This window comes from Duffyella sp. Ts4 (assembly GCF_051851875.1).
GTDB lineage: Bacteria > Pseudomonadota > Gammaproteobacteria > Enterobacterales > Enterobacteriaceae > Duffyella > Duffyella gerundensis.
In genome coordinates, this window is sequence record NZ_JBLYPN010000003.1 from 214,010 (window position 1) to 240,653 (window position 26,644).

Below are 26,644 nucleotides of genomic sequence, written 5' to 3' on the forward strand. Positions count from 1 at the left end.
CCGATATTCTCAGGATAGCCATCTCATTTGAGAGTAAAAACATGTCCCTGAAAAAGTCCTCGCTGTTGGTTCTGCTGTTTCTGTTTATTCTGTTTTTTGCCAGCATGGTAACAAACGTCTGGCTGCTGACCCGCAGTAATCATTCACTGGATGCGGTGAATAAAGAGATCCGTGTGGTGTTGTCGATCATCGATCCCATCAACCACAGCCGCACCCTGCGCGTGCGTTTGATGGAATACATGACTGCGCAGCAAGCACCAGGCGCGCTGCCGTCCGCGCAGGATCTCAGTAATATCAAGGTGATTCTCGGCAAGGCAGATGCGGCGTTTAACGCCTATCAATCGGCGCCGCGGCTGGCAGATGAAGCCCCAATGGCCGAGCGCTATCGCGACACCTACCAAACGTACCGCGATCAGGGGATTCAGCCGCTGATTGACGCGGCCACGGCCAACGATGCGGCGCGCTTTAACGCGCAGTTGCCGACGGTGATCAAACTGGATCATCAGTATGAGCAGGTGCTGGATCAGGTACTGGCGCAACATGAAGCCTATGCCAAAGCATTAAATCAGGATGCGCAAAGCCACTTTCGTTTGGGTATCGGGCTGATCGTCGCCTTCGGCGTGGTGTTTTTATTGATGATTGGCGCGGTGCTGATCTTCCTGCGCCGCTTTGTGCTGGTGCCGCTGGACAGCGCCCGTGAGCACTGCGCGCAGATCGCGCAGGGCATGCTGGCAACGCCGGTGCCGGTCAATGCGTCGTCACGCAGCGAGATTCAGGCACTGATGCGCACACTGGAAGAGATGCGCTGTTCGCTGACCAATATCATTTCTCAGGTACGTAACGCCACGCATACCGTTGCTGGCGCATCGCAGGAAATTGCCCTCGGCAACGTCGATCTCGCCTCCCGCACCGAGCAGCAGGCGGCAGCGCTAACCGAAACGGCAGCCAGTATGGAGCAGTTGGGCGCAACGGTGAAACAGAACACGGAAAACGTCTTTGAAGCGAGCCGCCTGACCAGCGAAGCGGTGAAGAACGCGAAAACCGGCGAGCAGGTGTCGCAGGAAGTGATCGTCACCATGGGGCTGATCAACAGCAGCTCGAAGAAAATCGAAGACATTACCGGCGTGATTAACAGCATTGCGTTCCAGACTAATATTCTGGCGCTCAACGCCGCGGTGGAAGCGGCGCGTGCAGGCGAGCAGGGCCGCGGATTTGCTGTGGTAGCCGGTGAAGTGCGCAACCTGGCGCAGCGCAGCGCAGTGGCGGCGAAAGAGATTGAAAGTCTGATTGCAGAATCGGTGAATAACATTCGCGCCGGGTCCGATCAGGTTTCCCGCACCGAAGAGGCGATTGGCGCGATCATCGCCTCGGTCAGTCAGGTTGATGTGCTGATGTCGCATATCTCTACCGCATCTGATGAGCAGAGCCGTGGCATCGGTCAAATCGAACAGGCGGTGACCGAGATGGACAGCGTCACTCAGCAAAACTCCGCGCTGGTTCAGCAGTCTGCCGCAGCGTCGGCGTCGCTGGAAGAGCAGGTGCAGCATCTGACCCATTCCGTTTCCACCTTCCGTCTGGCTACCGAATAGCCTGTCGCGCCTGGCCTGAGAGCATTGCCGTTTCTGGGTCAGGCGCGATATGTTGGCCGGGATGCAAGTTCTTGTGTTCTGTCGGTCGCGCTTACTCTAAGCTGATGGCGTGTATTCACTATCAGGCAGATGCTATGAACGACAAGAAAATGATTTCAATCGACCAGTTTACCGCTGATGAGCGCGTGGCTGTGGACGAAGCGTTCAACGCGCTGATGCAGAAGTTCGTGCAGCGCACCGGCAAACAACCGGATGCTAAAAAAGAGAAAGAGCTGACCACCGAAGCGCGACACACCGTCATGGCTATCAAGCTGGAAAAAGAGAAAGAGAAGGCGCTGGCGGCTAAAAAGCCCGTGCGTAAAAAGAAACCCGCTTCGCTTGCCGCCAGTGAAGTCAGCGACTTCAGCTGGACCGCCTCGGTTAACCGCTACAAAAAACGCTGATTCGTTCAGCCCGTCGCTTCACCCGGATGCGTCACCAGTAATGCCTTAAGCAGCTCGCTGAGCTGTTTTTGCTGCTCGCTATCCAGCCCCTGCAACAGCGCATTTTGCGTCTCGGTATGCACGTGCACCGCCTGCTCAATCGTCTCCACGCCACGTCGGGTTAACCCCACCAGCATACTTCGGCCATCCTGTGGATCGGCCAGCCGTTCAATCATGCCTTCATTAGTCAGACGATTCAGCCGGTTGGTCATGGCACCGGACGTCACCAGCAGCGAGGTATAGAGCTGCGTCGGCGAGAGGCGATAAGGTTTTCCGGCGCGCCGCAGCGTCGCCAGCACGTCAAATTCACCTTCATGAAAGCCAAAGGGTTCCAGCGCGACGGCGCGCGCTTTGGCCAGATGTTTCATCAGCCGCAGCATGCGGCCAAAAATCGCCATGGATGAGGCATCCAGTTCCGGCATGGCCGATCGCCACTGATCGACAACGAAATCGATATGATCCTGCATGTTATTCCCTGTTTATTCTGTGGGTTTGTGTCCGCCGGTGCGCTGCGGCTTTTCATTATAACCTTTATATCTTAACGTTAAGATAGATGGCGCAGTGGTGACGGCTGCGCTGAACCTATCCCTGTTAAGGAACCGATGATGAAAGCTCTGTTGCCCGCTGGCGTAATGTTCGCATTAATTACCTTTCTTGTCGGGCTGAATCTGCGCCCGGTGTTGGCGGCGGTAGGCCCGCTTTTTCCTTTGCTGCAGAGCACCGCCGGGCTGTCGGCCACCCAGTTCAGCCTGCTCACCACGTTACCGGTGGCGATGATGGGGCTGGCAGCGCTGGCTGGACCAACGCTGCTCAGGCACACCGGCGCGTGGCGCGGCATCGCTATCGGGCTGTTTATTCTGGCGCTGGCAGCGGCGCTAAGGGTCTTCAGCCTCAATGCCCTCTGGCTGATCGCCACTGCGCTGCTGGCGGGCGCCGGTATTGGCATGATACAGGCGCTGATCCCGACCATGATTAAACGAGATTACGCCCGTTCAGCGGGCACGCTGATGTCGCTGTTTTCTACCGGCATTATGGCGGGCGCGGCGCTGGCCGCGGCCAGTGCTGCCCCGGCTGCGGAGACAGTGGGCATTCATTTCACTCTCGCAGCGGCGGCGCTGCCAGCGATCATCGCATTGGTCATCTGGCTGACGGGCATCGCACAACAGACCGCCGCGCCGACTGCCGCAGCCGTTGTCCCACGCACCACCCAACGCGCCTGGCTGCTGCTGATCTTTTTCGGTATCGGCACGGCAGCCTATACGCTGGTACTGGCCTGGCTTCCGGCGCTCTATATTGCCGCAGGCTGGAGCGCACGCAGCAGCGGATATCTGCTGGCGGGATTGACACTGACCGAAGTGGCCGCTGGATTTATGGTCTCGCTGGTGGTGCACCGCTTCAGCGATCGGCGACCGCTGTTAATGCTGGTGCTGCTGTTACTGCTGGCTGGGTTGATCTGCCTGATTGGCTGGCCGGGCGAGATGCCGGAGATCTCCACGCTGCTGTTGGGGCTGGGAATTGGCGCGCTGTTTCCGCTTTCACTGACCGTTACCCTGGATCATGCCGCGACGGCAGCGGAAGCGGGCAAGCTGCTCGCCAGGGTGCAGGGCGGCGGCTACCTGATTGCCGCCACCATGCCGGTTATCGCGGGTGTGGTGCGCGATCGTGCTGACTCGCTTAACGTCGCCTGGCTAATCATGAGCGCGGGCGTGATCGTACTGCTGATCATTGCCACGCGTTTCAGGCCGCTGAACGCGAGGCAATAAGGCTTACTTCACCGCGCCCTCGGTAACGCCGCTGATAAATTTGCGCTGGAACACCAGGAAGATAGCCAACAGCGGCAAAATCACGATCATCGCACCCGCCATCAGCACCGGAATATCGATGGTGTTTTTATTCTGGAAAAACATCATGCCGATCGGCAGGGTGCGCAGTTCATCTTTATTAACCAGAATCAGCGGGATCAGGAACTCATTCCACGTCCAGATAAACAGCAGCAGCGCCAGCGTCGACAGCGTTGGCCAGATGGCAGGCACCAGAATGCCCCACAAAATCTTCGCCCGCGATGCGCCGTCCATCACCGAGGCTTCAATCAGCTCTTTGGGGATCTGCTGAAACGCGGTGGCAATCATCAAGGTGGTAAAAGGCAGTGACAGCGCGATCTGCGGCAGAATCAGCGCCAGATAGGTATTCGTCAGCCCCATCCAGCGCAGCTCGTGATAGAGCGGAATAATAAAGGCTTCGCTGGGCAAAACCATACCGAGTGCCAGCAGCGCGGCCAGCAGCTTTTTGCCCGGAATCTTCAGCATGCCGAAGCCAAACCCGGCGAGAATGCCGAGCAGAATGCTGCATATCACCACCGGAAACACCACGATCACCGAGTTCATAAAGTAGGTGTTGAAGTGCCCCTGATGCCACGCGGTGACGTAGTTACTGAAGTTCAGCGAGGAGGGCAGGGTAAATACGCCCTGAAACAGCTCCATCTGCGTTTTGAACGAGGTCATCAGCGCCATCAAAAAGGGCAGGATGGTCATCAGGGCGATCAGCCAAATCATCGCCCGCGGAAAAAGTGGCGTGCCTCGCATCAGTTACGCTCCCGAATGGCAAAGTGAATCAGGCCATTTATCACTAACACAATGATCATGCTGAATACCGCCACGGCGGAAGCGTAACCAAAGTTGTGCAGATCAAAGCCCTGCTTATACATAAAGATGTTGGTCACCATTGTGCTGGTACCCGGTCCGCCCTGGGTCATCACATAGACCAGGTCAAACGCTTTGAGGCTGGCAATCACCGTCATCAGCAGCGCAATGCGGATCTCCGGGCGCAGTGAAGGCAGAGTAATGCGCAAAAACTTCTGTCGACGCGATGAGCCATCCAGCTCGGCCGCTTCCAGCAGCGACGGGTCCATGCGCTGTAACCCGGCCATAAACAGCACCAGACAGAAACCGAAGAAATACCAGGTGGCGACAAAGCCCACCGCCGGCAGCGCCCAGGTAAAATCGCCCAGCCAGGAGAGCGCCAGATGCGGTAAACCGATCGCGCGCAGCAGCTGATCGATCGGCCCAAACGCCGGATTGTAGAGCCAGCGCCAGACCACGCCCAGCACCGCCATCGGCATAATATAAGGCAGGAAAAACAGCACCCGCAGCGTACTGCGTTCGGTTTGATTGCGCGTTTCATACAGAAAGCTGCACAGCGTCAGGCCAACCAGAATCGGGAACAGCGTATAGAACAGCATCAACATGACGTTGTTGCCGAGCGCTATCCAGAACACCGGATCGCTGAACATGCGCATAAAGTTCGCTACGCCGTTGTAGACCGGCAGAGAGGTGCCGTCCCAGTCGGTAAAACTGATGCCCAGCGACGCCAGCAGCGGGAAAAGCAGAAACAGGGCGTAAATCGCCATCGCGGGCAGAACATAAAGAAAGTTGCGCCAGCTGCTCAGATTCAACATGGGGTTCACCTGCAAAATCACCCGCCACCTCAGCGTGGCGGGTCAACATTAATGTTTCAGGGTTTTCAGGTAACGCTGATAGTTATCGTCCAGATTAGTAGCCAGCTGCTGGGGCGTCAGCCGGTCGGCCATCAGCAACTGAACGCCCTGATTAAGTTCCGCCAGCATGGTTGGCGTCGCCCAGTCGGTGTAATGCCCAAGGCCGTCGTATTGATTGAGCGCCAGCCACACCTGATAAGCTTCACCCAGCAGCGGATTATCCGCCGGGATTGTCACGTTTTTACTGGCGGTAGCCGGCAGGAAGCCGACCTGCAGCCAGCGGTTGGCCATGCTGTCGGAGACCATATAGTTAATGAATTTTGCGCCAGCATCGCGCTGTTCCTGGGTTTTTGCCGTGCTGGTGACGGAAAAGGCCAGATCGGTGCCGCCGACGCCCAGCGGATGCGCGACGCCGTCCGCCGCAGGCATGGCAGCAAAGTGGATATCTTTATTCTGCTTAAACTGGCTGAGATACCAGGTGCCGCTGATCAGAAAGGCCGCCTGACCATTCTGGAACAACGTGGCCGCATCGTCTTTGCCAATGCCCTGGTAGCCGGGGAACAGATACCCTTTTTTGTTCCACGCCTGCATCATGCCCGCCGCCTTGATCAGCTTCTCATCTTTGAAGCTGCCGCCGATGTCATAAATCAGGTCATCAAGCTTCTTGCGATCGCCGCTGTCGATCTGCGCCTGCCAGACGCTGCCCAGCACCTGCTGACCCATACTGCCATCGAGCAGGCCCATCATCAGCGGCGCCACGCCCTGATCCTTGAGCTTCGCCATGGCGCTTTCCAGCTCTGACAAGGTTTTCGGCACGGCGATGCCCGCCTTATCCAGCAGCGCTTTGTTGTAATAAAGCCCGACCATTTCGCCGAGGCTGGCGACGCCATACAGTTTGCCGCTGCCGAAATCGAGCTTGTCTGACCAGCGGTTACGCTTCAGGATCGAATCGGGAAAGCGGGTGGTCCAGCCGTACTGTTGCGCATAGCTGTCCAGCGGCTGCAACAGCTTGTCTTTCACCAGCGATCCCATATCGCCGCCGCCCTGATTAACCTGAGCAATCTGCGGGCCGTCGCCGCCAGAGAGCGCCAGCTTGAGCGGAATACGCGTATCGTCGAACGAGTGAACTGAACGCTGGATGGTGATGCCAGGATTCTGGCTGGAAAATTCCTTGATGCCGTCATCGACGGCTTCGGTCTGGCCAGGATAGTTGTAAATATCCCATTCTGACAGGGTCACCGCGCTGGCGGATGTGGCGCAGGCGCCAGCCAACAAGGCGGCGCTAACCAGCTGAGTGAGACGGCGAGCCGTGGTGCGGGTCATTGCAGACGTGCTGAGTACGTTGATCATAGTGCCCTGATTCTCCCAACGAGAAGGCGCATCCTTTCCTCATTACAACCCCGCATCCCGCCGGTTGCCCTGTTCTGTGCTGCATCATCAATACTTACTTTATGTGAAAAAGAAAGTCAAACAGGGCGGCGGGCATTTTCTGGCTTTGCGATCCTGCTCAAAAAGCGTGCCGTCTGATTTTGCTCTGCGGGGAAAAAGCGGCTTAACTGGATGAATTTGCAGCGCTAATGGGAACGCAATCCCTCCGCTTAATAGCGGTTAAGCCGCAGTAAACGCGGCTTAACCATATGAAAAAGTTATTATCGCGCGGGGTACGGTGGTACGGCATGCACGGGCTACGGCAGCAGACGCCGTGCGGGACGGTGTTGATCAGCGGCGGAAGCCATGGGTAATAGCAACTTGCTATGGCAGGTCACACTTTGCGCTATCGATTAATTATTCTTTCTTGAAAACTAAGTCAGCTTTCACTACCGTGAGGATGTTCATATTCTGCTCAAGAGAACCCGCCATGACCCTGGATGATGCAGTAATTCGCCAGGCGCAGCCGCAGGATGAGGCCGCGCTGTATCAAATTTGTCTGCAAACCGCCAATGCCGGTAGCGATGCCACGGCGCTCTATTCCGATGCGCACTATCCCGGTCAACGCTTTGTCATTCCCTACCTGCGTTTTGCACCAGCCTTCGCTTTTGTGCTGGAAAGCCAGGGCGAGGTTGTCGGCTATGTGGTGGCAACGCCTGATACCGAAGCCTTTGAAACGCAGCTCGAACAACAGTGGTGGCCCCAGTGGCAGGCCGCCTGGCACGACCGCACGGCCAAAGCGCCGCTGGATGACAAAATCCTCGCTTATGTTCACCAGCCGGAAAGGGCAGCGACCAGCCTGACCTCACGCTGGCCAGCGCACCTGCATATCAACCTGCTGCCGGTAGCGCAAAAAGGCGGCTGGGGCAGGCGGTTGATTGAAACGGAACTTGCCGCGCTGCGCCGGGCGGGCGTTTCCGGGGTTTATCTTGGCGTTAGCCTGCAAAACGAGCAGGTTTGCGCCTTTTATCAACGGCTTGGCTTCGAGCACGTCGTCCGCAGCAACGCCATTTATATGGCCCAGCAACTCTGATGAGGTAAGTCATGACCAGCCTGCGACTCCAAAAGGTTAAGAAGTCCTATGAACACATTCAGGTGATTGATGGCATCGATCTGACGATCAACAGCGGTGAGTTTGTGGTATTTGTCGGGCCGTCAGGCTGCGGGAAATCGACGCTGCTGCGCATGATTGCCGGTCTGGAGGAGATCAGCGGCGGCAAGCTGCTGATTGATGAGCAGGACATGACGCACAAGCCCGCCACCGAACGCGGCATTGCCATGGTGTTCCAGTCTTACGCGCTCTATCCCAATATGACGGTGCGCGCCAATCTTGCCTATCCGCTGGAGGTGGCAAAACGGCCCAAGGCAGAAGTGACGGCGGCCATTCAGGCGACCGCAGATAAGCTGCATCTCACCGAACTGCTCGATCGCCTGCCGCGCGCGCTTTCCGGCGGTCAGCGTCAGCGCGTGGCCATCGGGCGCGCCATTATCCGCCATCCACGTATCTTTCTGTTCGATGAACCGCTTTCGAATCTCGATGCCGAGCTGCGTTTGCAGATGCGCATTGAGATTGCCCGTCTGCACGCCTCGCTGGGTAACACCATGATTTATGTCACGCACGATCAGCTGGAGGCGATGACGCTGGCGGACCGCATCGTGGTGCTACGTCAGGGACGCATTGAGCAGGTGGGCGCGCCGCTCGATCTCTACCGCGATCCCGATAATCTGTTCGTGGCCGGTTTTATCGGTTCGCCGCGCATTAACTTTTTACAGGCAGAGATCGCCGCGGTGCGGCCAGGCGAAGTTCAGCTGCGGCTGCCGGAACTCAACATTGCCGATGTGGTGCTGCCGATTGCGGCGCCGTGCCAGGAAGGGCAACAGGTTCAGCTAGGCATTCGTCCAGAGCATTTCCTGCCCGCCACGCAGGCGAATTCGTCGCTGCAATTCAGCGCCACCCTGTCGTTTATGGAAAAGCTGGGCCATACCAACTATCTCTATCTGGATATTGGCCGCGAGGCGTTACTGACTATTGAGTGCCGTGAAGAGAGCGCCGCCGAACTGGGCGATAGCGTGAGTTGGGCGATCGATCCCGCCAGTTGCCTGCTGTTTGATCAGCAGGGTCAGCGGTTGCGTTAAACGCATAACAGAAGCGGGGCGGTGGTGAGTCGGCGTCAGGCGTCGGGATCGCCATCCGCTTCGGCTGACAGCACATCCAGCAGTTGATTGACCGCAAAACCGGCCGCACCCAGCGCCCACATGCGGTTGGAGTCGGTGAGGAACTGCAGCGGCGTTACGTGCGGAGAGAGCCTGAGGCGGTACTGCTGAAAACTTTGGGTAATGGCATCGAGCAAAATACGCGACGCCATTTGCGGTTCCATCGCCAGATAAACCACGTCGGGATCAAAGGCCACTGACAGGTTCGCCAGCGAGATGCCAAGGTGTTCCCCGGCGTCGTTGAGGATGGCTAGCGTGTCGCTGTCGGGCTGATTGTCCAGCGCTTGTAAGCTGGTGGCATGCCCGCCGCGTGCGGCGTTGACCCGATCGAGAATCGCCTGCGACGCCGCCACATCCTCCAGCAGCCGTTTAGAGCCGTCGCCTAATAAGCCGTGACCAATTTCGCCCGCCTTGCCGAACCGCCCGCGATAGAGCTGACGTTCCAGCACGATACCGGCGCCAATGCCCTTGCCGTAGGTGGCGATAATCGCAGAGTGCGCGGTGCCGAGCTGACCAAACACCAGCGCCGCCATCGCCATGGCGTTGGCGTCGTTTTCAATAAATACCGGCAGGGAAAAGCGTGCTTCGAGCAGGCGTGCAATCGGCACGTTTTCCCACTCCAGCACACGTGAGCGAATACAGGACCCGTTGGCCGCATCGACCAGCCCGGAGATCGCCAGGCCAATGGCGCCGACGCGTTTGTCCTCAACCGTGCGCAGAAATTTTGCCAGCGCATCGCCGAGCTGGCGTGGCGTCATTGCGCCAGAGGGCATCTGCTGTTCGCCCAGCAGCTTGCCGGTTAAGTCAGTCATGACGATCAGGTTGCGTTCGGCGTTGAGCTGAATGCCAATCACGCTGGCGTAATCGGGATTGAGACCGAGCAGGGTTTTAGGTCGCCCCATTGACACGCGGCGCAGCCCCAGTTCGTGAATGACGCCCTGGGCCAGCAGCCGATTGGCCGCCTGAGAAACAGTGGACATGCTGAGCCCGCTTCTCACCTTGAGGTCGGACTGGCTGACCGGTGAGTTCTCAACGATCAGTCGTAAGATGCGTGCGGTCATGTTCGGCGCCGTCATAATTCTCTTCCGCGACTGAAAAAAGGTTAACCGGCGGTGACGCCAGCGTACTGACGCGCCAGCAGCAGGGCACCGCTGAGGGCATCGCCCTGAGGCGGCACGATTTCAGCCCGTCGCGCTACGGGGAGCCAGGAGAGGATCGGCGCAGCGATGCCGCCCATCAGCGCAATATTGCCGTGGCTGAGCTGCCTGAGTTTGTCGGTGAGCAAGGTGATGTCGTGCGCGGTGTCGCCGATCAGCGTGACGCCAGCAGCATCGTTATCTGTGGCCGCTGCAAACACCCAGGGCGCAAAGCGCGCCCAGTCAGCGGGCGTGGCCTGACGTGTCCACAGCAACAACGTTTCCGGGCAGTGGTTGAATTCGGCCATTAGCTGGCGGGTCAGCGGCGTAGGGGGAACGATAGCCTCATGCGCCAGCAGCGCATAGCGCAGCGCGCGACGGCCAAGCTCGGCACCGGAACCATGATCGGAAAGGGCAAAGCCCCAACCGCCCAACAGCGTAAAGGTTTCGCCGTTCCACGCGGCGCCCTGGCTGCCGGTGCCGACGATCAGCACCGCACCGGGTGCGCCCTGATGCGCGCCCATGCAGGCAATTTCCACATCGGTGCAGCAATGAAAACCGGTCTCTGGCGAACGCCATGCCGCCAGCGCACGCGCCACTGAAGCGACGTTAGCACCGGCAAGACCGGCAACGGTGGTGGTCTGTTCGCGCGCCTGTGCGCCTAATCCGGCAAGGCTAAAGGTCTGATCGATGAGCTCCGTGAGCGCGGCGGTGGCGCCGGAGAAATCGCTGAATACGTTGGCTGAGCCGCGTTGACATTCCGCCAGCAACTCGCCGTGAAAAGTGGTCAGGCGCGCACGACAGTGGGTTCCACCGCCATCAATTCCCAGCAGATAGTGTTGATGCACGCAATTCCTCCAGCGAATCCCTGTGACCAGGCAGTGACAGATGTGCGAAAGATAGGACATAAAAACTTAAATCGCAATAACAAATAAATAGCGGGCCATTTTAAATAATAAAAATGCTTATTTATTATAATGTTGAATATTTAACCATCATTACAGGTCATGGTGCTTATTGACATTACTTTTTCTGCCGTACTAAGTTGGTGTATAGATTATCACCGATGGTCTGTGCCGACCGTCTATGTACGCATCTACTCCAGAGGTTCAAACATGAAAGTGGGCATCATCGGGCTGGGTTTTCGCCTTTCTAACGTGGTAAACGAGTTACGCAACGCCGATCCGGACTTTTCCATCACCGGTTATTACGATCCTGCGCCGGCGGGGCTGCCGAATCTGCAACGCTTTGGTATTTCGGCGGGGCAGGCATTCGACAGCGTCGAGGCACTGCTGAATGCAGGCGGCTACGATCTGCTGCTGGTGGGCTCACCCAACTTTATGCACCTTGAACACATTGGTCAGGGGCTGGCGGCGGGCTATACCGTGTTTACCGAAAAGCCGGTGGTGATCAACGAAGCACAGACGCTGGCGATGGCAGATCTGGTCAAACAGTATGGCGAGCAGCGCATTCTGGTTGGGCTGGTATTGCGCTATTCGCCGCTTTATCACGATCTGCTGGCGGCGCGTGATGCCGGTCAGCTCGGTGAAATCACCTCGATTGAAGCCACCGAGCATATCAAGCCTTATCACGGCGCGTTTTTCCAGCGCGACTGGCGGCGTCTGGAGAAATATGCCGGTCCGTACATTCTGGAAAAATGCTGTCATGATATCGATCTCTATCAGGGGCTACTGCAGGAGCGCCCGCTGCGCGTGGCCAGCTTTGGTGGCCGCAAATCGTTTACGCCCGCGCATGCGCCGCAGGGCGATATCACCGCCAGCGCTGAGGTTTATCATCTCAAGCCCAGCGGTTGGTCAAGCACCGACGCGGTATTCGACAGTGATGCCGACATTGTGGATTACCAGACCGCACTGATCGAATATCAAAACGGCGCCACGCTGTCGTTTCACGCCAACCTTAACGTGCCCGATGAATTCCGCCGGTTTTGCGTGATTGGCACCGACGGCATGGCGGAAGGGGATTTCGTGCGCAACTATTTTCGCGTCCACAATGCGCGCACCAGCGAACGCGAAGTCGATACCACCTACAGCGGCAACGCTTACGATGGCCATTATGGCGCCGATGCACTGATGGCGGAAGAGATTGTTAAGCACATGAAGCAGGGTGTGCCGCTGAAAGTCTCGGTGATTGACGCGCTGGAAGCAGGTTTGACGGCGATTAAAATTGATGAGGCGCGCAAGACAAAATCGGTCATCGATCTTACTGCCAGCTGGCAGGCATTCGATCGCCATTTAGGGCGCTGATACCCGAACACGTTTCGCCCATTTCCGCTTTTCCTGAGCGAACTGAAAAGATTACCGGCCCTTACAGGCCGGTTTTTTTATGCCCGTTACCGTTAGTCGCGCAGCAGCGCCAGTACCCGTTCCGGCGATTGATTCGCCAGTTTAGCCACCGCGGTTTGCCCCTGCTGCAGGATTTGCGTGCGTGCCAGCTGACTGGCTTCCTGCGCATAATCTGCGTCCTGAATACGACTGCGAGCCGATTGCATGTCCATACCGTGCTGGTTTAGCACCGCCTTGTTCGATTCATAGCGGTTGATTTTTGCGCCGTAGATGCCGCGATATTGGCTGACCTTTTCCAGCGCTTTATCCAGCGCATTCATGCTGATGGCAATATCGCCTTCAGAAAGCAGCGTAGTGTTATTCAGGCCCAGCGTTTTGGTATCGCTTGGCGTGGCCGGAATGCTGTCCGATTGCACCGGCTGACCAAAGTCGGCGCTGGTGATCACCTCCATCGGGCGGCTCTGCTTCGGTGGAATGGCGGGCACCATCGTAGGTTCCGGCAGCACTCCCCAGGTCAGGTTGCTGTTAAACGATCCGTTGCCAACCACCACCACAATCAAATCTTCCTGTACGTTATCGATGGCAAGGCGTTCCAGCGAATTACTGGCAATTTTGCCGTTGTTAACGTCGCCGTTGGTGCTGTCTTCATAACGATCGCCATCACCGCTATAGGTAATGTTCATGCCGTTATAGTTCAACGCGCTGCCAGCGCTGGCCCACACCGGGCCGCCGTCAATCAGATCTGTGTCGTTATAGCTCGCGCCAGCTGCGAAGCCGTTAGCGGGCACCAGCAGTTTTGTGGTTGCCGTAGCGTTATCCGTGATGCCTTTACTCACCCATGTGAAATCGGGCTCGCTGCCATTGATCGGCGTACCGGCCAGATGCCTGCCGTCACGGGTGAAAAGCTGCACATCATCATCCTGCGCCAACGAATCGAGGTTGATCACGATATTTGTCGCCCCGGCAGGAATGTAAGCCAGCGGCACTACGCCTGAGGTGAATGAGTAATTCTTACCGGCTTCAGGAAACCGGGTGTTGATCGGCTGAACGTTGCCCAGCAGCACCGGCGGCAAATCGGGCTTACTGGTGGTCAGCGGATACTGCCCAAAAATTTCAGTCTGGTTGGCAATCTGGTTGATACCGGCAAGAATTTGCTGATATTCGCCGTTTATGCTGATGCGGTCGGCGCTGGATAGCGTGCCGTTGGCCGCCTGGATTGACAGGCTTTTTGCCCGGATAAGCAGATCACTCACTGAGCCAAGGCTGCTTTCGGCAGTTTGCGCATAGCTGATGGCATCATTAAGGCCGCGCGCCACCGCGCTGTCCGCGTTGATACTTGCGGTCATGCGGTTGGCAATCGCCTGTCCCGCTGCATCATCCTTTGCATTGTTAATTCGCATCCCTGACGACAACCGTTCAATGGTCTTGCTGAGCACTGAGGTCGTGTTCAAACTATTTTTGTTTGCCACTGCCGCAGCGTCATTATGATTAATCGTCAACATAGTCGCTAAATGCAATTATAAGGGTGATGTTATTTATCGGCCCCGAAAGTGGCGGCTTTAGCGGTTAACCGCACAATCTCGTTGCTAAATTTGCACGTGGATGATGATGGTGGAGGATTTTCAGCAAAAAAGGGTGTGAGGCCTTGTGTGATAAGGCGTGGCGGGCAGGCAAAGATTTGGCTTATGCCGTGCCATAAGACACGGCATCATGCCTTAGCGCGGCAACGATTGCAGCGCATCGGCCACCGGCATCGCGCCTTCGGTGAGCTCAATAATGGTGTGATGCACCTCAGGCCGATCGATCAGTGCCGCCAGCGTCGCCGCAACATCAGCGCGCGGAATAGTGCCATAAGCAATCGCCAGCCCGGCGTGAATCAAGCCATGTGCCGGCTCATCGGTCAGCGTACCAGGACGCACGATGGTCCAGTCCAGCGCGCTGGCCGCCAGATACACATCTGCCTGGCGTTTAACGCGCATATAGTTTTCAAAGCCTTCAGAGGGGGTTTTGCCACGACCTGCATCGGGGAAGGCGGAAACCAACAGGAATCGGCGAACGTGAGCCGATTCGGCGGCGTCGACCGCCAGTGCCAGGCCCGCGCCATCGATCGCATTGGTCAGCTCGATGCCCGCGCCACCGGCACCGGCGGTAAAGATTACCGCGTCATGGCCGGTTAACAGCGCAGCCAGCGCATCGCGGCTCAACGCCTGTATATCGCCCGCTACCGGCGTGGCGCCTGTTTGTTGCAGCGTGTCGGCCTGTTCAGGCTTGCGATGCAGAGCAGAGACCTGATGTCCGTTGTCGGCAAGCTGTCGCGTCAGATGAATGCCCACTTTCCCGGCTGCGCCAATAATGAATACCTTAGCCATGTTCTCTCCGTTGTCATAATGAATGCATAATCCGGCCAGGCAGCTAATGTAGCGCATGACCGGGCCGCCCATTTTACCGCCCCTGCGGTTTTATCCCGGCTGACATCTGCGTTACGTTAGTGCGTTCGCATCCCTCGCCGGTTGTGGCTGCTATGCTTTTCGTGAAAATGTTATTAATCCTGTTGGCTGTGGAGATCGCTATGTCAGAAAAATTGTCTGCCCAGTGCCATTGCGGCGCGGTGGTATTTAAGGTTGCGCTGATCGACGGATTTAATACTATTCGCCGCTGCAACTGTTCTTATTGCCGTATGCGTGGTGCGGTGGTGGTGTCCGCCGCGCTGTCAGGCATTGAGGTCATTAAAGGCGAAGATAAGCTGAGTGAATACCGTTTCAATACCGGTGTCGCTGCCCATTATTTCTGTTCGGTGTGCGGCATTTATACCTTCCACCAGCGTCGCTCAAACCCCGATCAGTATGGCGTCAACGTCGCCTGCATTGCGGGCGTGTCGCCATTTGATTTTACGTCGGTGGAGGTAACGGATGGCGTTAACCATCCGAAAGATGGCAACAGCAGCGGTATCGTCGGGCATCTTACCTACACGCCGGTTTGATCGGCAGCGCAGCATCAGCGAAAAAAAAGCACCGGCTAAACCGGTGCTTGTTGTAGGACGCCATTAATTTCCCGATCGGGCAGGGGAACCGCAGAAGCGCAGAATTAGCATGCCAACCAGCGCAGCCACCACCGAACCGGCAAGTACGCCTATTTTGACCTCATCGACCCGTTCCGGGCTACCGGCAAAGGCGAGGTTGCCGATAAACAGGCTCATGGTAAAGCCAATCCCGCACAGCACCGATACGCCGTAGACCTGCATCCATGAGCTGTTTTCCGGGCGCTTCGCCAGACCCAGGCCAATCGCCAGCGCAGCAAGGCCAAACACGCCAATCTGCTTACCGAAAAATAGTCCCAGCGCCACCCCCATCGGCACCGGCGCGGCCAAAACATCAAAGGTCATACCGGTCAGCGCCACACCAGCGTTGGCAAAGCCAAACAGCGGCAGGATCAGGAAGGTGATCCACGGCGCGATGCTGTGTTCCAGCCGCTCCAGCGGCGCAACGGAATCAGCAGTATTGCCCTGCAGCGGAATAAACAGCGCCAGCAAAATGCCCGCCACGGTGGCGTGCACGCCCGACTTCAACATGAAGAACCACAGCAGGCCGCCCACCAGCAGATAAGGCAACAACCGGGTTACGCCTGCGCGGTTCAGCCCCAGCAGCAGCGCCAGCATCGCGGTTACGCCAGCCAGCATCCACAGTGAGATATCGTTGGTATAGAACAGGGCAATAATCGCTACTGCACCCATATCGTCGAGAATCGCCAGCGCGGAAAGAAAAATCTTCAGCGAAGCGGGCACGCGACTGCCTAACAGCGCCAGCACGCCGAGCGCAAAGGCGATATCGGTGGCCGCCGGAATCGCCCACCCTTGCAAGGTGGCGCTGTTATCGGCGTTGAACCAGACATAGATCAGCGCCGGCACCGCCATACCGCCCATGGCCGCAAAGCCGGGCAGAGCGCGTTGACTCCAGCTCGACAGGGCACCGGCGATCAGCTCACGCTTGATCTCCAGCCCGACCAGCAGGAAAAACACCGCCATCAGGCCGTCATTGATCCAGTGCTCAACCGATAAACCACCGATATAGGCGTGCAGAAAGCCTTCATAACTTTCACGCAGCGCGGTGTTGGCAATGATGATTGCTGCCGCCGATGCCAGAATCAGCACGATGCCGCCTGCGGCTGGTGAGCTGATAAAGGCGCAAAATATGCTGCCTGCACCGTTTGGGGTTTGAGAGTTGTTTTCTGACATATTATTTCCTGGAAAACAGGCGACAGTCTGTGAATATGATCGATCCACGGGTTAAAATATGACGGCTTAAACTCGCACAAACTGCGCTGATTAATACAATGAATTAGATAGCGTTTATTCTAACATGTTGCTAATTGTAAATTGGGAGGCGAGCGTAAAGTCAGGTAAAGCTAAAGGCAGGGACATTTTTGCAGCCTGCGCATCACAAGAGTAGGTTTTTTGAGAAAGTCGTACAGGTTCTTCCGTACCACCTGCTTTCTGCCCGAAGCCTCAATACGTCACAGTGCGGTCAGCAACGACGTATCAACACAGGGGATAGCTATGCGCGATAACGGGTTACAATGAGATGGGTTTTGACGGTTTGGCTTATATTGGGCAATTAAAAATCAATTTATATTTTCGCTCTCTTCATTCACGACAGGATGTAACTTATGCCCGCTATTCCTCTTCCCTTTATCACCGCACTACTTCTGCTGATTATTGTGGTCAAGGGGGTTAAAAAAAGCCGCTTTTCTGTAGGAACGAGCACGTTTATGTGCGCCTGCATCATCATGATGTTGTTGGCCGGTTTGCGGTGGAGCAGCCAGTTTAATCTGATCGCTTACCTTCAGCCTGTTTTGGCCAGTATGATTCCTGCCGTTGCCTGGTGCTGTTTTACTGTTCATCATAAACCCTCACACCGGCTATTTATTCCACTACTCTTTGCTGCTCCGCTTGTGACGGCTGTGCTAATGGCATATCCGCTGGTCTGGTTTAGCGTTGATGGTTTCATCACGCTGCTATTTGCGGGCCACGGAATGGCACTCTTGTGGCCTGTTATTAAATCATCCGGCATCGCCTTAACTAGTTGCCAAAAACAGGTGGAAAGCAACATCAAGGCTGCTGCCATTGTTGGCGCAGGGTTATGCTTTTCTTCTGTAACAGACCTGTTCATTGCCATTGATTTTGCTTACTTCGCTGGTCATCATGCTGCGGCAATCGTCGCAGCAGGTCATACTGTTTTGCTAATTGCACTGGCATTCGCAATAACAGATGTCACGCAAAAAGAGCAGACGAAAAGCGACAGGCTCCTGACTGAGGTTGAACCTGAATATGTTGAATCTGTATATAGTGAGGCTGAGCAGCTGGAGGACAAAACGATTTGCCAGCAAATCGCCCAGCTGCTTGCAGAAAAACCGCTGTATACCGATCCTGATTTAACGCTGTCATCTCTCGCCCGAAAATTATTGATTCCAGGCAGAAAAATATCACGTGCTATCAATCGCATTGAAGGAAAAAACTTCTCACAAATGATCAATAGCTACCGCATCGCGAAGGCGAAACATCTATTATTAAACTCATCGCTCACGGTAACTGAAATTATGCTGGAGTCAGGTTTTCGCACTAAATCGAATTTTAATCGTGAATTTCTTCGAGTGAGTAAAATGAATCCTGGCGAATTCCGTAAAAGAGGAGATTTCACCAGCGTTGGAAATATTTCTACTCATTCAGCTCTCGATTTAAAAAATGAATAATGTGATATTGAATAGCGCCGTGAAGTTTACTTCTGATATAAGGTTTTCCATCGTCACAAATAATGCCATCACCCGGAGAGGCGTCGTCAATAATACGCCTGGCATCAGGTTTACACCGTTGCATAAAGCTAAAGTGGGTCGCATTGGGCAGAATGTGTAGAGTAGATTCGTTTCCTGGTAAAAGATTTGCCAGTCTCACTGATTCCGCCTCTGCTGGCAGGTCGGCAATATTTGTGCCTGCGGCGATTACTAACACCGGTATGGAAAGATGCGCCAGGCTTGTTTCTGTGAATCCACGCGTTAAGCCTGCATCCAGAGTGATTACCGCCCTGATGCGTTTATCCTGCAGTGAAGATGAAAATTGACGATCGGCTTCAGGCAGATTCAAGCCCAATGTCGGAATTAATCCGCATATCGTTTGGGAGAACGGCTCTTCACAATCATGGCGTAATTGGACAGGTGATAGTTTTGCTCCGGCCAGCGCCATCACGGTCCAGCCACCTAATGAATGGCCAATAGCAGCAATACGCTTATCGTTAACGCTGCCGATCAGTGCTGAATGCCCCAAAGCATAATCTATTGTACGCGTCACATCTTTAGGCCTTAACCATAATTTGGCGGCTTCTGTTGGCGATCTGTCCGCTGTAGTCGTTCCTGGATGATCCGGTGCAGCCACGATATAGCCTTTAGCGGCTAAAGCAGCAGCCAACCAACTCAGGTTTTTCCAGCTCCCGCCATAACCGTGAGAAAGGACGATCAACGGGTGATGCTTACCTGTAGGCGTTGCATTCATGATGACATTGATTCCATAAAAAACGCGGTTTTCTCCTGCGGGCGTAACAGGCGCTTTGGCTAAGGTTGGATACCAAAAGGTAAGGTGAAGAGGTCGCTCATCAGCTGTGATGAGCAATGTCTGGCGAAACCCCGTAGCAGCCTGAGACGAAGAAAATGCGGCCCAAAGCAGAATGAAAATGAACATTTTTTTGAACATGTCAGCACCTGTTAATTGATAAAAAACATCTATATCAAGGTGCTAATGCTAATGGCGACCTGAAACAGGATTCAGGTCGTAGAAATGATGCTGGCAAATTGCTTAAAGGGATAAGTGCATACGATGGCACTGTCGTTTCTTACGCTGTTTACATTAATACAGTGATTAACTACGGATTCACCCAGCGTGCGGCGGCCAGTTCGCCCGCATCGTTATAAGGCAGCAGGGCGCGCTGATTGTTGCCGCGCTGCAGTTGATACCAGTCGAGCAGATTAACCTGCACGATAATGACGCCGAAACGCGCTTTACCCGCGCGGTTATCAGCAGACTCTGCCGGTTGATCGGTGCTGATATCACGCGCCTCGTCCGGCGGGCCGCCGGTATAGGTGGATTGCGTATGTGCAGGCAGCGAATGCCAGACGCGGCTGGCCAGCTCGCTGTCGGCATCATAGCGCTGCGCGTTGCCCTGCAGGCGCAGCTGTAGCCGCGATTGCTGGCCGTATCCCAATACCGTGACGCGCGGATTGACAGCGAGTTCCTGCCATTTTGCGCTGCGAATATCGGTATGAAACTCCAGTTGCCGCGTCGCCTGTGTGGCCCGGCGCAGCACCAGCGTTCGGGCCTGCGCCTGGCCATCGGCGTCAACCGAACTGAGGCTTAAATAGCGAAACGGATTGTCAGGCTGGCTCACGGCCTCTGCCAGCGTCTGCCAGGCCGAGAGGTCAATATCCTGAATGGGGGTCATTGCATTGCTTCCTGTAGCCGTTGCTGAAGGCACCTGGCCGATGTTTTCACACCCGCCATTGTCATTACGGTTTACTGACCGAGCAAAAATTATAGTCCGCTCAACCACCTTCAGCTGACAAATTAGCCGCGCCGGGTTTTTACCGGCGGGTTCATCTCCCACATTTCGCCCAGAATAAAATCCCAGGACACCGGCGCGATTTTCATCAGCCCGTTGCAGGGTGCAAAGGTCATCTCGCTAAACCAGAGATCATTATTAAAGTCGAGGAACAGGTCGATGCGGCAATAGTCGATGTTCTCCGCTAACCGCTCAGCGATGTTCAGCATGGTTCTTATCTGCGTCGGCCTGGCGATAGCGCCTGGCGTGTTGCTGTAGCCCATCGTCAGCGGTAGCAGCTGCCAGTTCTCATCATAAACATTCACATACTCTTTGCCGTTGGCATCGGTAAAGTCCGCTTCGATAATTTTTGCCCGCGATGAAAAGCAATGAATACGATAAAGCTCGGGCGCAAGCACGGTTGCTGAGCGGCTTAAGGTCTCAATAAAGGTTTCACAGATAATCAACGGCGAAATATCGCGATAGTGCGTCTCCCGGCTGGCGTAATACATGTTTTTGGCCAGCGAGAATTTCATTTTGGCCCTGGCCTGCTGCCAGTCGAACGTCGTTTTATCTTCGCAGACGATCGCGCTGCCGCAGTCGTGATTGCATTTCAGCACAAACTTATCGGGCAGGTTAGCCAGATTAATCTCCTCGGGCTGCTGATAGATACCAAAAACCGGCACCAGATAAGCGGCGCCTATTTTCTTACTGACATATTCCCGTACCGCCCACTTGTCGGCCAGGCGGGTATATAACGGGTTTTTATCGTAGATCATGCGGTAATTGATTTTATCGTTCAGCGAGCAGGGCGAAATAATATTCAGGCTGCGTTTGAATTTGGCCTGGAATTTATTCAGCCGATAGCGTCGGTCGCTGATAAACCATGAGCGGGCAATTTTAAACCGGTACTCAAGGGCTTTAAGACTGTTTTTGAGCATATGCATGGTTGCCTCTGGTCTTATCATTCGTCAGAGAACGCTCGCTACCGCAGGCAGGGCAATAAATCGGCGGCGTCAGCAATCATGAACTGATACGCCGCCAGCCAGCAGCCGAGATGGAGTGCGACAACCGCCAGTAAGATAAGGTGATGTTTTTTCATCAGCGATCTTCCTGTGGTCTCGCGGCCTTAAAAGCTATAGGTCAGCGCCAGCATGCTGGTCAGACCGCCACGACGGGAAACGATTGGGCTGTTTTTGGCGTGATCCCCCAGCCAGGCGTAATCGGCGGTCACGCTGGTGCCCCAGCCTGAAGGAAACTGATGGCTCCAGGTCAGGCTGGTGTCGGTACTGTAAAAGCCGCCCGGTGCGTCATAACGTGCGTAGCCGCTGCGCTGACTCTGCTCAGCGCTGACGCCATAAAAGGTGTTCATGTAACGCGCATCGCCAAACAGGCCGGCCATCTGAAGCGCCACGGTATCGGTTGCGGTTTGCCACGGAATCAGGGTAACGGAAGGGCGATACTGCACACCCTGACCGTCGGTGAGCGGCAGCGTGGCTTTGCCTTCCAGCACCAGCCACGGCGTCACCGACCAGCCAACCGCAATCGCGGTATTGGCCACCGATTTAATCTTGCCCATGCCCTTTAATTTGTCGGAGCCGTCCCGCCACTGCGAATCTTTCTCATCACGTCCGAGGCCGTAACCCAGCGTGTGCTCAAGATAGAGCCCGTTATCCGCCTGCAGGTCATAGCCGATGCCTTTTTGTGAATCGACAAAAAACGCGCCGTCACGTGCCTGAAACACCGGCGCCATTGACCAGTGCTGCTTATCAGCACCGCTGTAGCGCGGCGAGTTAACCCCGGCAATGCCGACCGTCACGTTATTCGCCGGTGGCGCGTCGTCAGCACAGGCGGCGCCGGTGGCCGACAGCAGACCCAGTGCCAGAGCGTGGCGTGTAAGTGAGTAGGTTTTCATTATTTCCCCTGATAAATGCGCAATGCGTTGCCTGAAATTAGCGGCGAGTATGCAGAGGTGATGTCAATAAACGACCAGGGAATGATGGAGAAACGGTCAAGGTGAGATGATTTTCTGTAAAAAAAATCGGTGGCCGACATAACGCGCATTTTTGGCACCGGCAGGCGTGGCGCGGGGTGAGAATAAATTTGCCTGACTTGACCGTTCCTTGATGAAACATACAGGGAATCTGGACACAACCTGGATTGAATGGCCGTACTCAACTCAGGAACATGGCCATGACAGAGAATCTTAATCATTACGGCAGGCAGGCATTTGACCATCTCAGCCAGCACGGCCGACTCAAACCCGCCTGCTTTGCTATTTTACTGGTGCTGATGGCGTTGGTACTGGCGGGCTGCCACAACGACGAAAACAAGAAGGCGGCACCGCCGCGGCCGGTGCGCGTCATGCAGGCGCCGGTGCTCGCCGCCGGCACGCTGCTTACCCGCACCGGTGAGGTTCGTGCCCATGAAGAACTGCCGCTGGCGTTTCGGCTGGATGGCCGGTTGCTGAGTCGGCAAGTGGACGTTGGCGATCGGGTAAAGGCAGGCGAGCTGTTGGCGTCACTGGAACGTGATACCGGACAGAATCAGCTCAGCAGTGCGCTGGCCGATCTCAACAGCGCCCGTGCCGCCGAGCACGTTGCCGCGCTGACGCTGCACCGTATGCAGCAACTGATGCCAGCGGGTGCCATTTCGCGCAGTCAGCTCGACAGCGCGCGCGGTGACTGGCAGTCGGCGGTAGCGCGTCGGCAGAGCAGTGAATCCGCCTGGCGAAACGCGCGCGATAACCTGAACTGGACGCAGCTGCAGGCGCCGCAGGATGGCGTGATTACCGCCGTCAGCGCCTCACCCGGTCAGGTGCTGGGGGCCGGATCGACCGTGGTCACGCTGGCGGCCAGCGACAGCCGCGATGCGGTGTTTGACGTCGCCGATCCGCATCTCATCGCGCAAAATGCCGCCACGCCGTTTACCGTTTCCTTATTAAGCGATCCTGAGGTGCACGCCACCGCCCGCCTGCGCGATATCAGCCCGCAGGCCGATCCGCAAACCCGTACCTGGCACGTCCGCCTGACGCTGATCGATCCACCCGCGGCACTGGCGCTGGGCGCTAACGTACAGATCGCTCAGGCGCAAAGCGGGCCGGGCGTGATGACGCTGCCCGCCGCTGCGCTGACGCGCATCGAGGGCAAACCGGCGGTGTTTGTCGTCGATCGTCAGCGTCTGCGTTTGCAGATCCGGCCCGTTACTCTCGCCAGCTACAGCGCCACCGATGTGGCGATCGCCTCCGGCATCCAGCCTGGCGACACCATTGTTATCGCCGGGGTCAGCAAGCTGCGTGATCAGGAGCGCGTGACGCTCGCGGAGGGCGAAGAATGAGCCAGCCACTGAAATCGTCATTTAACCTGTCAGCATGGGCGCTGGCGCATCAGCAGCTGGTGGTGTTTTTTATGCTGTTGATCATGGCCGCCGGGGTGTTGAGCTATGAGCAGCTGCCGCGCAACGAAGATCCGCCGTTTACCATCAAAACCGCCGTGGTCAGCGCCAGCTGGCCGGGCGCCAATGTGCATGACACCACCCAGCTGGTGACCGATACGCTGGAGAAAAAACTGCAGGAAGTGCCCTATCTCGATTATGTCGAAAGTCAGACGCACGCCGGCAAAGTGGTAATTTTTGTCTATCTGCGCGATGACACGCCGCCCGCGCAGGTGCAGGGCATCTGGTATCAGGTGCGGAAAAAAATGCAGGATATCGCCCCGTCGCTGCCGGAAGGCGTACAGGGACCGCAGGTTGACGACGAGTTTGACGACACCTACGGCACGATTTATGGCTTCACCGCCGAAGGCTTTACGCCGCGCGAGCTGCGCGATCGGGTAGAAGCCGTGCGGCGCGATCTGATGACGGTGCCCGACATCGGCAAAATCACGCTGACAGGCGTGCAGGAAGAGCAAATTGTCATCGCCTTTTCGCCGAGTCGGCTGGCGGGCATGGGGCTCGATCTGGAGCAGGTAAAAGCGGCCATCAAGGCGCAAAACGCGGTGGTGCCTGCGGGCACGCTCCGCACCGACCGTGAAAAACTGTCGCTGCGCGTTAGCGGCGCGCTCACCACCGTCGACAGCCTGCGCGCGGTGACGCTGCACATTGGCGATCGCTTTATTCCACTCAGCGAACTGGCGACCATCAGCCGTGAAACCGCCGAGCCGCCAGCCGCCACCTTTCGCGTTAACGGACAGCCCGCCATTGGCCTTGCGGTATCGATGGCGCCCACCGGCAATATGCTGAACTTTGGTGAGGCGATCACCGCCCGCCTGCAAACGATTCAGAACCGTCTGCCGCACGGCATCGAGATGACGCGTGTCGCCGATCAATCCGCGGTAGTGAAGGAGGCGGTCAGCGGTTTTACCCGCGTGCTGGGCGAAGCGGTGATCATCGTGCTGGCGGTGTCTTTTGTGTCGCTGGGTATGCGCGCTGGCCTGGTGGTGGCAGCGGCGATCCCGCTGGTGCTGGCGATGACCTTCGCCTGCATGATGCTGGCGGGGATTGGTTTACAGCGTATTTCGCTGGGCGCGCTGATTATCGCGCTCGGGCTGCTGGTAGACGATGCGATGATTACCGTGGAGGCGATGGTGGCGCGGCTGGAGGCGGGCGATACCCGCTGGCGTGCGGCCACGCGGGCGTTTGAAACCACGGCATTTCCAATGCTGACCGGCACGCTGGTGATGATCGCCGGTTTTATTCCGGTGGGATTTGCCCAGTCGAGCGCCGGGGAATACTGCTATTCACTGTTTGCCGTGGTACTGATTTCGCTGCTCTGCTCGTGGGTAGTGGCGATACTGTTTTCGCCACTGACCGGCACCTGGCTGCTGTCCGCCAAAATTACCGCCAGTCACAGCGGCCCTGGCAGACTAGCGCGTGGCTATCAGCGGCTGCTGCGGCTGGCGCTGGCGCACCGGTTGCTGACCATTATCACGGCGTTGATCCTGCTGGCGCTGGCGATGTTCAGCACCCGGTTTTTGCAGGGGGAATTTTTCCCCTCGTCGGATCGCCCGGAACTGCTGGTCAGCCTGACGTTACCGGCCAACGCCTCGCAGGCGGCAACGGCGCAGCAAACTCAGCGTTTTGAGGCGTTGCTGAAAGGCAATCACGACGTCGATCGCTTCTCCAGCTATATCGGCTCCGGCGCCATTCGCTTTTATTTGCCGATGGATGTGCTGCTGGATAACGAAAACACCGCGCAGATCGTGGTGGTGGCAAAAGATCTGGCCGCGCGCGATCGCCTGCGGCAACAGCTTTCTCAGGCGCTTGATGCCCACTTCAGCGATATCACCACGCGTGTGTCGCCGCTGGAACTGGGGCCGCCGGTGGGCTGGCCGGTAAGGTATCGCGTCAGCGGGCCTGATTATAAAACCGTTGAGCAGCTGGCACGTCGCGTGGCGGATACCCTCGGCAGCAATCCGCTGACCCGCGAGGTCAATCTCACCGCCGGTGAACCTGAGCGCGTCATCGTGCTGAAGGTGAACCAGACGGCAGCGCGGGCGGCGGGCGTCTCCTCACAAAGCCTGGCGGATGCGTTGAATACCCTTTGGTCAGGCAGTCTGGTCACCACGCTGCGCGACAACAACCGGCTGGTGGATGTGATGCTGCGCGCCAACGATAGCGAAAGGCAGAACCTGAATACGCTCTCCGCGATGATGCTCACCACCGCCAGTGGCAGCAAAATTCCCCTCAGCCAGGTGGCAACACCAGAGTGGACGCTGGACGATCCGGTGATCTGGCGCCATCAGCGGCTGCCATTTATTACTGTGCAAACCGATCTGGCGCCTGGCCTGAAGGCAGAAGCGGTGTCAGAGGGGCTGGCACCGGCGATTGACGCGCTGCGCGCGCAGCTGCCGCCAGGATACCAGATCACCGAAGGCGGTGCGGTGGCGGAATCTGACAAGGGCAACGGTTCGGTGTTTGCCGTGTTGCCGGTGACCCTGCTGATCATGCTGGTGCTGCTGATGATCCAGCTACGACGCTTCTCGCGCATGCTGCTGGCGCTACTGATGGCCCCGTTTGGGCTGATCGGCATCGTGCTGGCGATGCTGCCGACCGCCACACCGATGGGTTTTGTCGCGCTGCTCGGCGTCATTGCACTGGCGGGCATGATCATTCGTAACGCGGTGATTCTGATCAGTGAAGTGGACAGCAATACCGCGGCGGGTATGGCGCGGGAAGAGGCGATTACGCTGGCTACGCACCATCGCGCCCGGCCTATTGTGCTGACCGCCTGCGCCGCTATCCTCGGCATGATCCCGATTTCGCATCAGGTATTTTGGGGACCGATGGCCTTTGTGATTATTGGCGGACTGCTGGTGGCCACGCTGGTGACCTTAACGGTGCTGCCTGCGGCATTGAGCCTGGTGATGCAGGCGGCGGAACGCTGGGAAAAACGCCGTGCTGCCGCAGCCAAAGAAGGAGAATAA

23 protein-coding genes are annotated in these 26,644 nt (G+C 56.8%); 10 read left to right on the forward strand and 13 right to left on the reverse strand.

Features of this window, described 5'->3' with window-relative positions; all coding sequences use genetic code 11:
• Positions 1 to 41: 41 nt before the first annotated feature.
• Together ACJY2L_RS06425 and ACJY2L_RS06430 are read left to right on the forward strand one after the other, a co-directional pair.
• Positions 42 to 1,589, forward strand: coding sequence for a methyl-accepting chemotaxis protein (locus ACJY2L_RS06425; RefSeq protein WP_439213266.1), 1,548 nt, complete (start codon positions 42 to 44; stop codon positions 1,587 to 1,589).
• A 134-nt stretch (positions 1,590 to 1,723) separates the two neighbouring features.
• The gene (locus tag ACJY2L_RS06430) at positions 1,724 to 2,032 is read left to right on the forward strand and encodes a hypothetical protein (protein ID WP_067436513.1); all 309 of its coding nucleotides are present in this window, start codon (positions 1,724 to 1,726) and stop codon (positions 2,030 to 2,032) included.
• A gap of 5 nt (positions 2,033 to 2,037) precedes the next feature.
• Here the strand turns inward: ACJY2L_RS06430 and ACJY2L_RS06435 are convergent, their stop codons facing one another.
• Positions 2,038 to 2,538 carry a MarR family winged helix-turn-helix transcriptional regulator gene (locus ACJY2L_RS06435; RefSeq protein WP_209502490.1) on the reverse strand — a complete coding sequence of 167 codons (501 nt, stop codon included), beginning with the start codon at positions 2,536 to 2,538 and terminating at the stop codon, positions 2,038 to 2,040.
• 138 nt (positions 2,539 to 2,676) lie between these two features.
• Between ACJY2L_RS06435 and ACJY2L_RS06440 the strand changes: the two genes are divergently transcribed.
• On the forward strand, positions 2,677 to 3,834 hold the full coding sequence (locus ACJY2L_RS06440) for an MFS transporter (protein ID WP_439213499.1): 1,158 nt from the start codon (positions 2,677 to 2,679) through the stop codon (positions 3,832 to 3,834).
• A gap of 3 nt (positions 3,835 to 3,837) precedes the next feature.
• On the opposite strand, the gene ACJY2L_RS06445 is transcribed toward ACJY2L_RS06440, so the two are convergent.
• Genes ACJY2L_RS06445 through ACJY2L_RS06455 form a run of 3 tightly spaced genes read right to left on the reverse strand, consistent with a single transcriptional unit; the run spans position 3,838 to position 6,887 of the window.
• Entirely contained in the window at positions 3,838 to 4,653 is an 816-nt protein-coding gene (locus ACJY2L_RS06445; RefSeq protein ID WP_187488020.1) for a carbohydrate ABC transporter permease, read from the reverse strand.
• Positions 4,653 to 5,525: a carbohydrate ABC transporter permease gene (locus ACJY2L_RS06450; protein ID WP_067436501.1), complete on the reverse strand. Its 873-nt coding sequence runs from the start codon at positions 5,523 to 5,525 to the stop codon at positions 4,653 to 4,655. Before ACJY2L_RS06450 ends, ACJY2L_RS06445 begins: the two co-directional genes overlap by 1 nt.
• Positions 5,526 to 5,573: 48 nt before the next feature.
• A complete protein-coding gene (locus ACJY2L_RS06455) occupies positions 5,574 to 6,887 on the reverse strand; it encodes an extracellular solute-binding protein (protein WP_157883950.1) in 1,314 nt (437 codons plus the stop codon).
• A gap of 535 nt (positions 6,888 to 7,422) precedes the next feature.
• Here ACJY2L_RS06455 and ACJY2L_RS06460 point away from each other — a divergent pair.
• A complete protein-coding gene (locus ACJY2L_RS06460) occupies positions 7,423 to 8,025 on the forward strand; it encodes a GNAT family N-acetyltransferase (protein ID WP_439213267.1) in 603 nt (200 codons plus the stop codon).
• 11 nt (positions 8,026 to 8,036) lie between these two features.
• Positions 8,037 to 9,128 carry an ABC transporter ATP-binding protein gene (locus ACJY2L_RS06465; RefSeq protein ID WP_439213268.1) on the forward strand — a complete coding sequence of 364 codons (1,092 nt, stop codon included), beginning with the start codon at positions 8,037 to 8,039 and terminating at the stop codon, positions 9,126 to 9,128.
• A 35-nt stretch (positions 9,129 to 9,163) separates the two neighbouring features.
• On the opposite strand, the gene ACJY2L_RS06470 is transcribed toward ACJY2L_RS06465, so the two are convergent.
• Positions 9,164 to 10,282: an ROK family transcriptional regulator gene (locus tag ACJY2L_RS06470; RefSeq protein ID WP_439213269.1), complete on the reverse strand. Its 1,119-nt coding sequence runs from the start codon at positions 10,280 to 10,282 to the stop codon at positions 9,164 to 9,166.
• Between the two features lie 26 nt (positions 10,283 to 10,308).
• The gene (locus tag ACJY2L_RS06475; protein WP_439213270.1) at positions 10,309 to 11,190 is read right to left on the reverse strand and encodes a BadF/BadG/BcrA/BcrD ATPase family protein; all 882 of its coding nucleotides are present in this window, start codon (positions 11,188 to 11,190) and stop codon (positions 10,309 to 10,311) included.
• A 267-nt stretch (positions 11,191 to 11,457) separates the two neighbouring features.
• On the opposite strand from ACJY2L_RS06475, the gene ACJY2L_RS06480 reads away from it, so the two are divergent.
• A complete protein-coding gene (locus tag ACJY2L_RS06480; RefSeq protein WP_439213271.1) occupies positions 11,458 to 12,606 on the forward strand; it encodes a Gfo/Idh/MocA family protein in 1,149 nt (382 codons plus the stop codon).
• Between the two features lie 92 nt (positions 12,607 to 12,698).
• On the opposite strand, the gene ACJY2L_RS06485 is transcribed toward ACJY2L_RS06480, so the two are convergent.
• Positions 12,699 to 14,147, reverse strand: coding sequence for a flagellin N-terminal helical domain-containing protein (locus ACJY2L_RS06485; RefSeq protein WP_439213272.1), 1,449 nt, complete (start codon positions 14,145 to 14,147; stop codon positions 12,699 to 12,701).
• A gap of 213 nt (positions 14,148 to 14,360) precedes the next feature.
• Positions 14,361 to 15,014, reverse strand: coding sequence for an SDR family oxidoreductase (locus ACJY2L_RS06490; RefSeq protein WP_439213273.1), 654 nt, complete (start codon positions 15,012 to 15,014; stop codon positions 14,361 to 14,363).
• A 200-nt stretch (positions 15,015 to 15,214) separates the two neighbouring features.
• Here ACJY2L_RS06490 and ACJY2L_RS06495 point away from each other — a divergent pair, with 200 nt between their 5' ends.
• Complete coding sequence (locus tag ACJY2L_RS06495; protein ID WP_439213274.1) at positions 15,215 to 15,625, forward strand: GFA family protein; 411 nt, start codon at positions 15,215 to 15,217, stop codon at positions 15,623 to 15,625.
• Positions 15,626 to 15,688: 63 nt separating this feature from the next.
• Here the strand turns inward: ACJY2L_RS06495 and nhaA are convergent, their stop codons facing one another.
• Complete coding sequence (nhaA, locus tag ACJY2L_RS06500; RefSeq protein WP_439213275.1) at positions 15,689 to 16,876, reverse strand: Na+/H+ antiporter NhaA; 1,188 nt, start codon at positions 16,874 to 16,876, stop codon at positions 15,689 to 15,691.
• Positions 16,877 to 17,307: 431 nt separating this feature from the next.
• Between nhaA and ACJY2L_RS06505 the strand changes: the two genes are divergently transcribed.
• Positions 17,308 to 18,390: a helix-turn-helix domain-containing protein gene (locus tag ACJY2L_RS06505; RefSeq protein WP_439213276.1), complete on the forward strand. Its 1,083-nt coding sequence runs from the start codon at positions 17,308 to 17,310 to the stop codon at positions 18,388 to 18,390.
• Here the strand turns inward: ACJY2L_RS06505 and ACJY2L_RS06510 are convergent.
• From ACJY2L_RS06510 to ACJY2L_RS06525, 4 genes are all read right to left on the reverse strand, one after another.
• The gene (locus ACJY2L_RS06510; RefSeq protein ID WP_439213277.1) at positions 18,356 to 19,381 is read right to left on the reverse strand and encodes an alpha/beta hydrolase family protein; all 1,026 of its coding nucleotides are present in this window, start codon (positions 19,379 to 19,381) and stop codon (positions 18,356 to 18,358) included. The two genes, ACJY2L_RS06505 and ACJY2L_RS06510, sit on opposite strands and share 35 nt — an antisense overlap.
• Positions 19,382 to 19,550: 169 nt before the next feature.
• Positions 19,551 to 20,126, reverse strand: coding sequence for a pyridoxamine 5'-phosphate oxidase family protein (locus tag ACJY2L_RS06515; protein ID WP_439213278.1), 576 nt, complete (start codon positions 20,124 to 20,126; stop codon positions 19,551 to 19,553).
• A gap of 122 nt (positions 20,127 to 20,248) precedes the next feature.
• On the reverse strand, positions 20,249 to 21,163 hold the full coding sequence (locus ACJY2L_RS06520) for an ATP-grasp fold amidoligase family protein (RefSeq protein ID WP_439213279.1): 915 nt from the start codon (positions 21,161 to 21,163) through the stop codon (positions 20,249 to 20,251).
• Positions 21,164 to 21,351: 188 nt separating this feature from the next.
• Positions 21,352 to 22,137, reverse strand: a complete 786-nt coding sequence (locus tag ACJY2L_RS06525; RefSeq protein WP_439213280.1) for a MipA/OmpV family protein — start codon at positions 22,135 to 22,137, stop codon at positions 21,352 to 21,354.
• Positions 22,138 to 22,415: 278 nt separating this feature from the next.
• Here ACJY2L_RS06525 and ACJY2L_RS06530 point away from each other — a divergent pair, with 278 nt between their 5' ends.
• The gene (locus tag ACJY2L_RS06530; protein ID WP_439213281.1) at positions 22,416 to 23,558 is read left to right on the forward strand and encodes an efflux RND transporter periplasmic adaptor subunit; all 1,143 of its coding nucleotides are present in this window, start codon (positions 22,416 to 22,418) and stop codon (positions 23,556 to 23,558) included.
• Positions 23,555 to 26,644 (forward strand): efflux RND transporter permease subunit, encoded by a 3,090-nt coding sequence (locus ACJY2L_RS06535; protein WP_439213282.1) that lies wholly within the window; start codon positions 23,555 to 23,557, stop codon positions 26,642 to 26,644. The genes ACJY2L_RS06530 and ACJY2L_RS06535 overlap by 4 nt, the downstream gene beginning before the upstream one ends.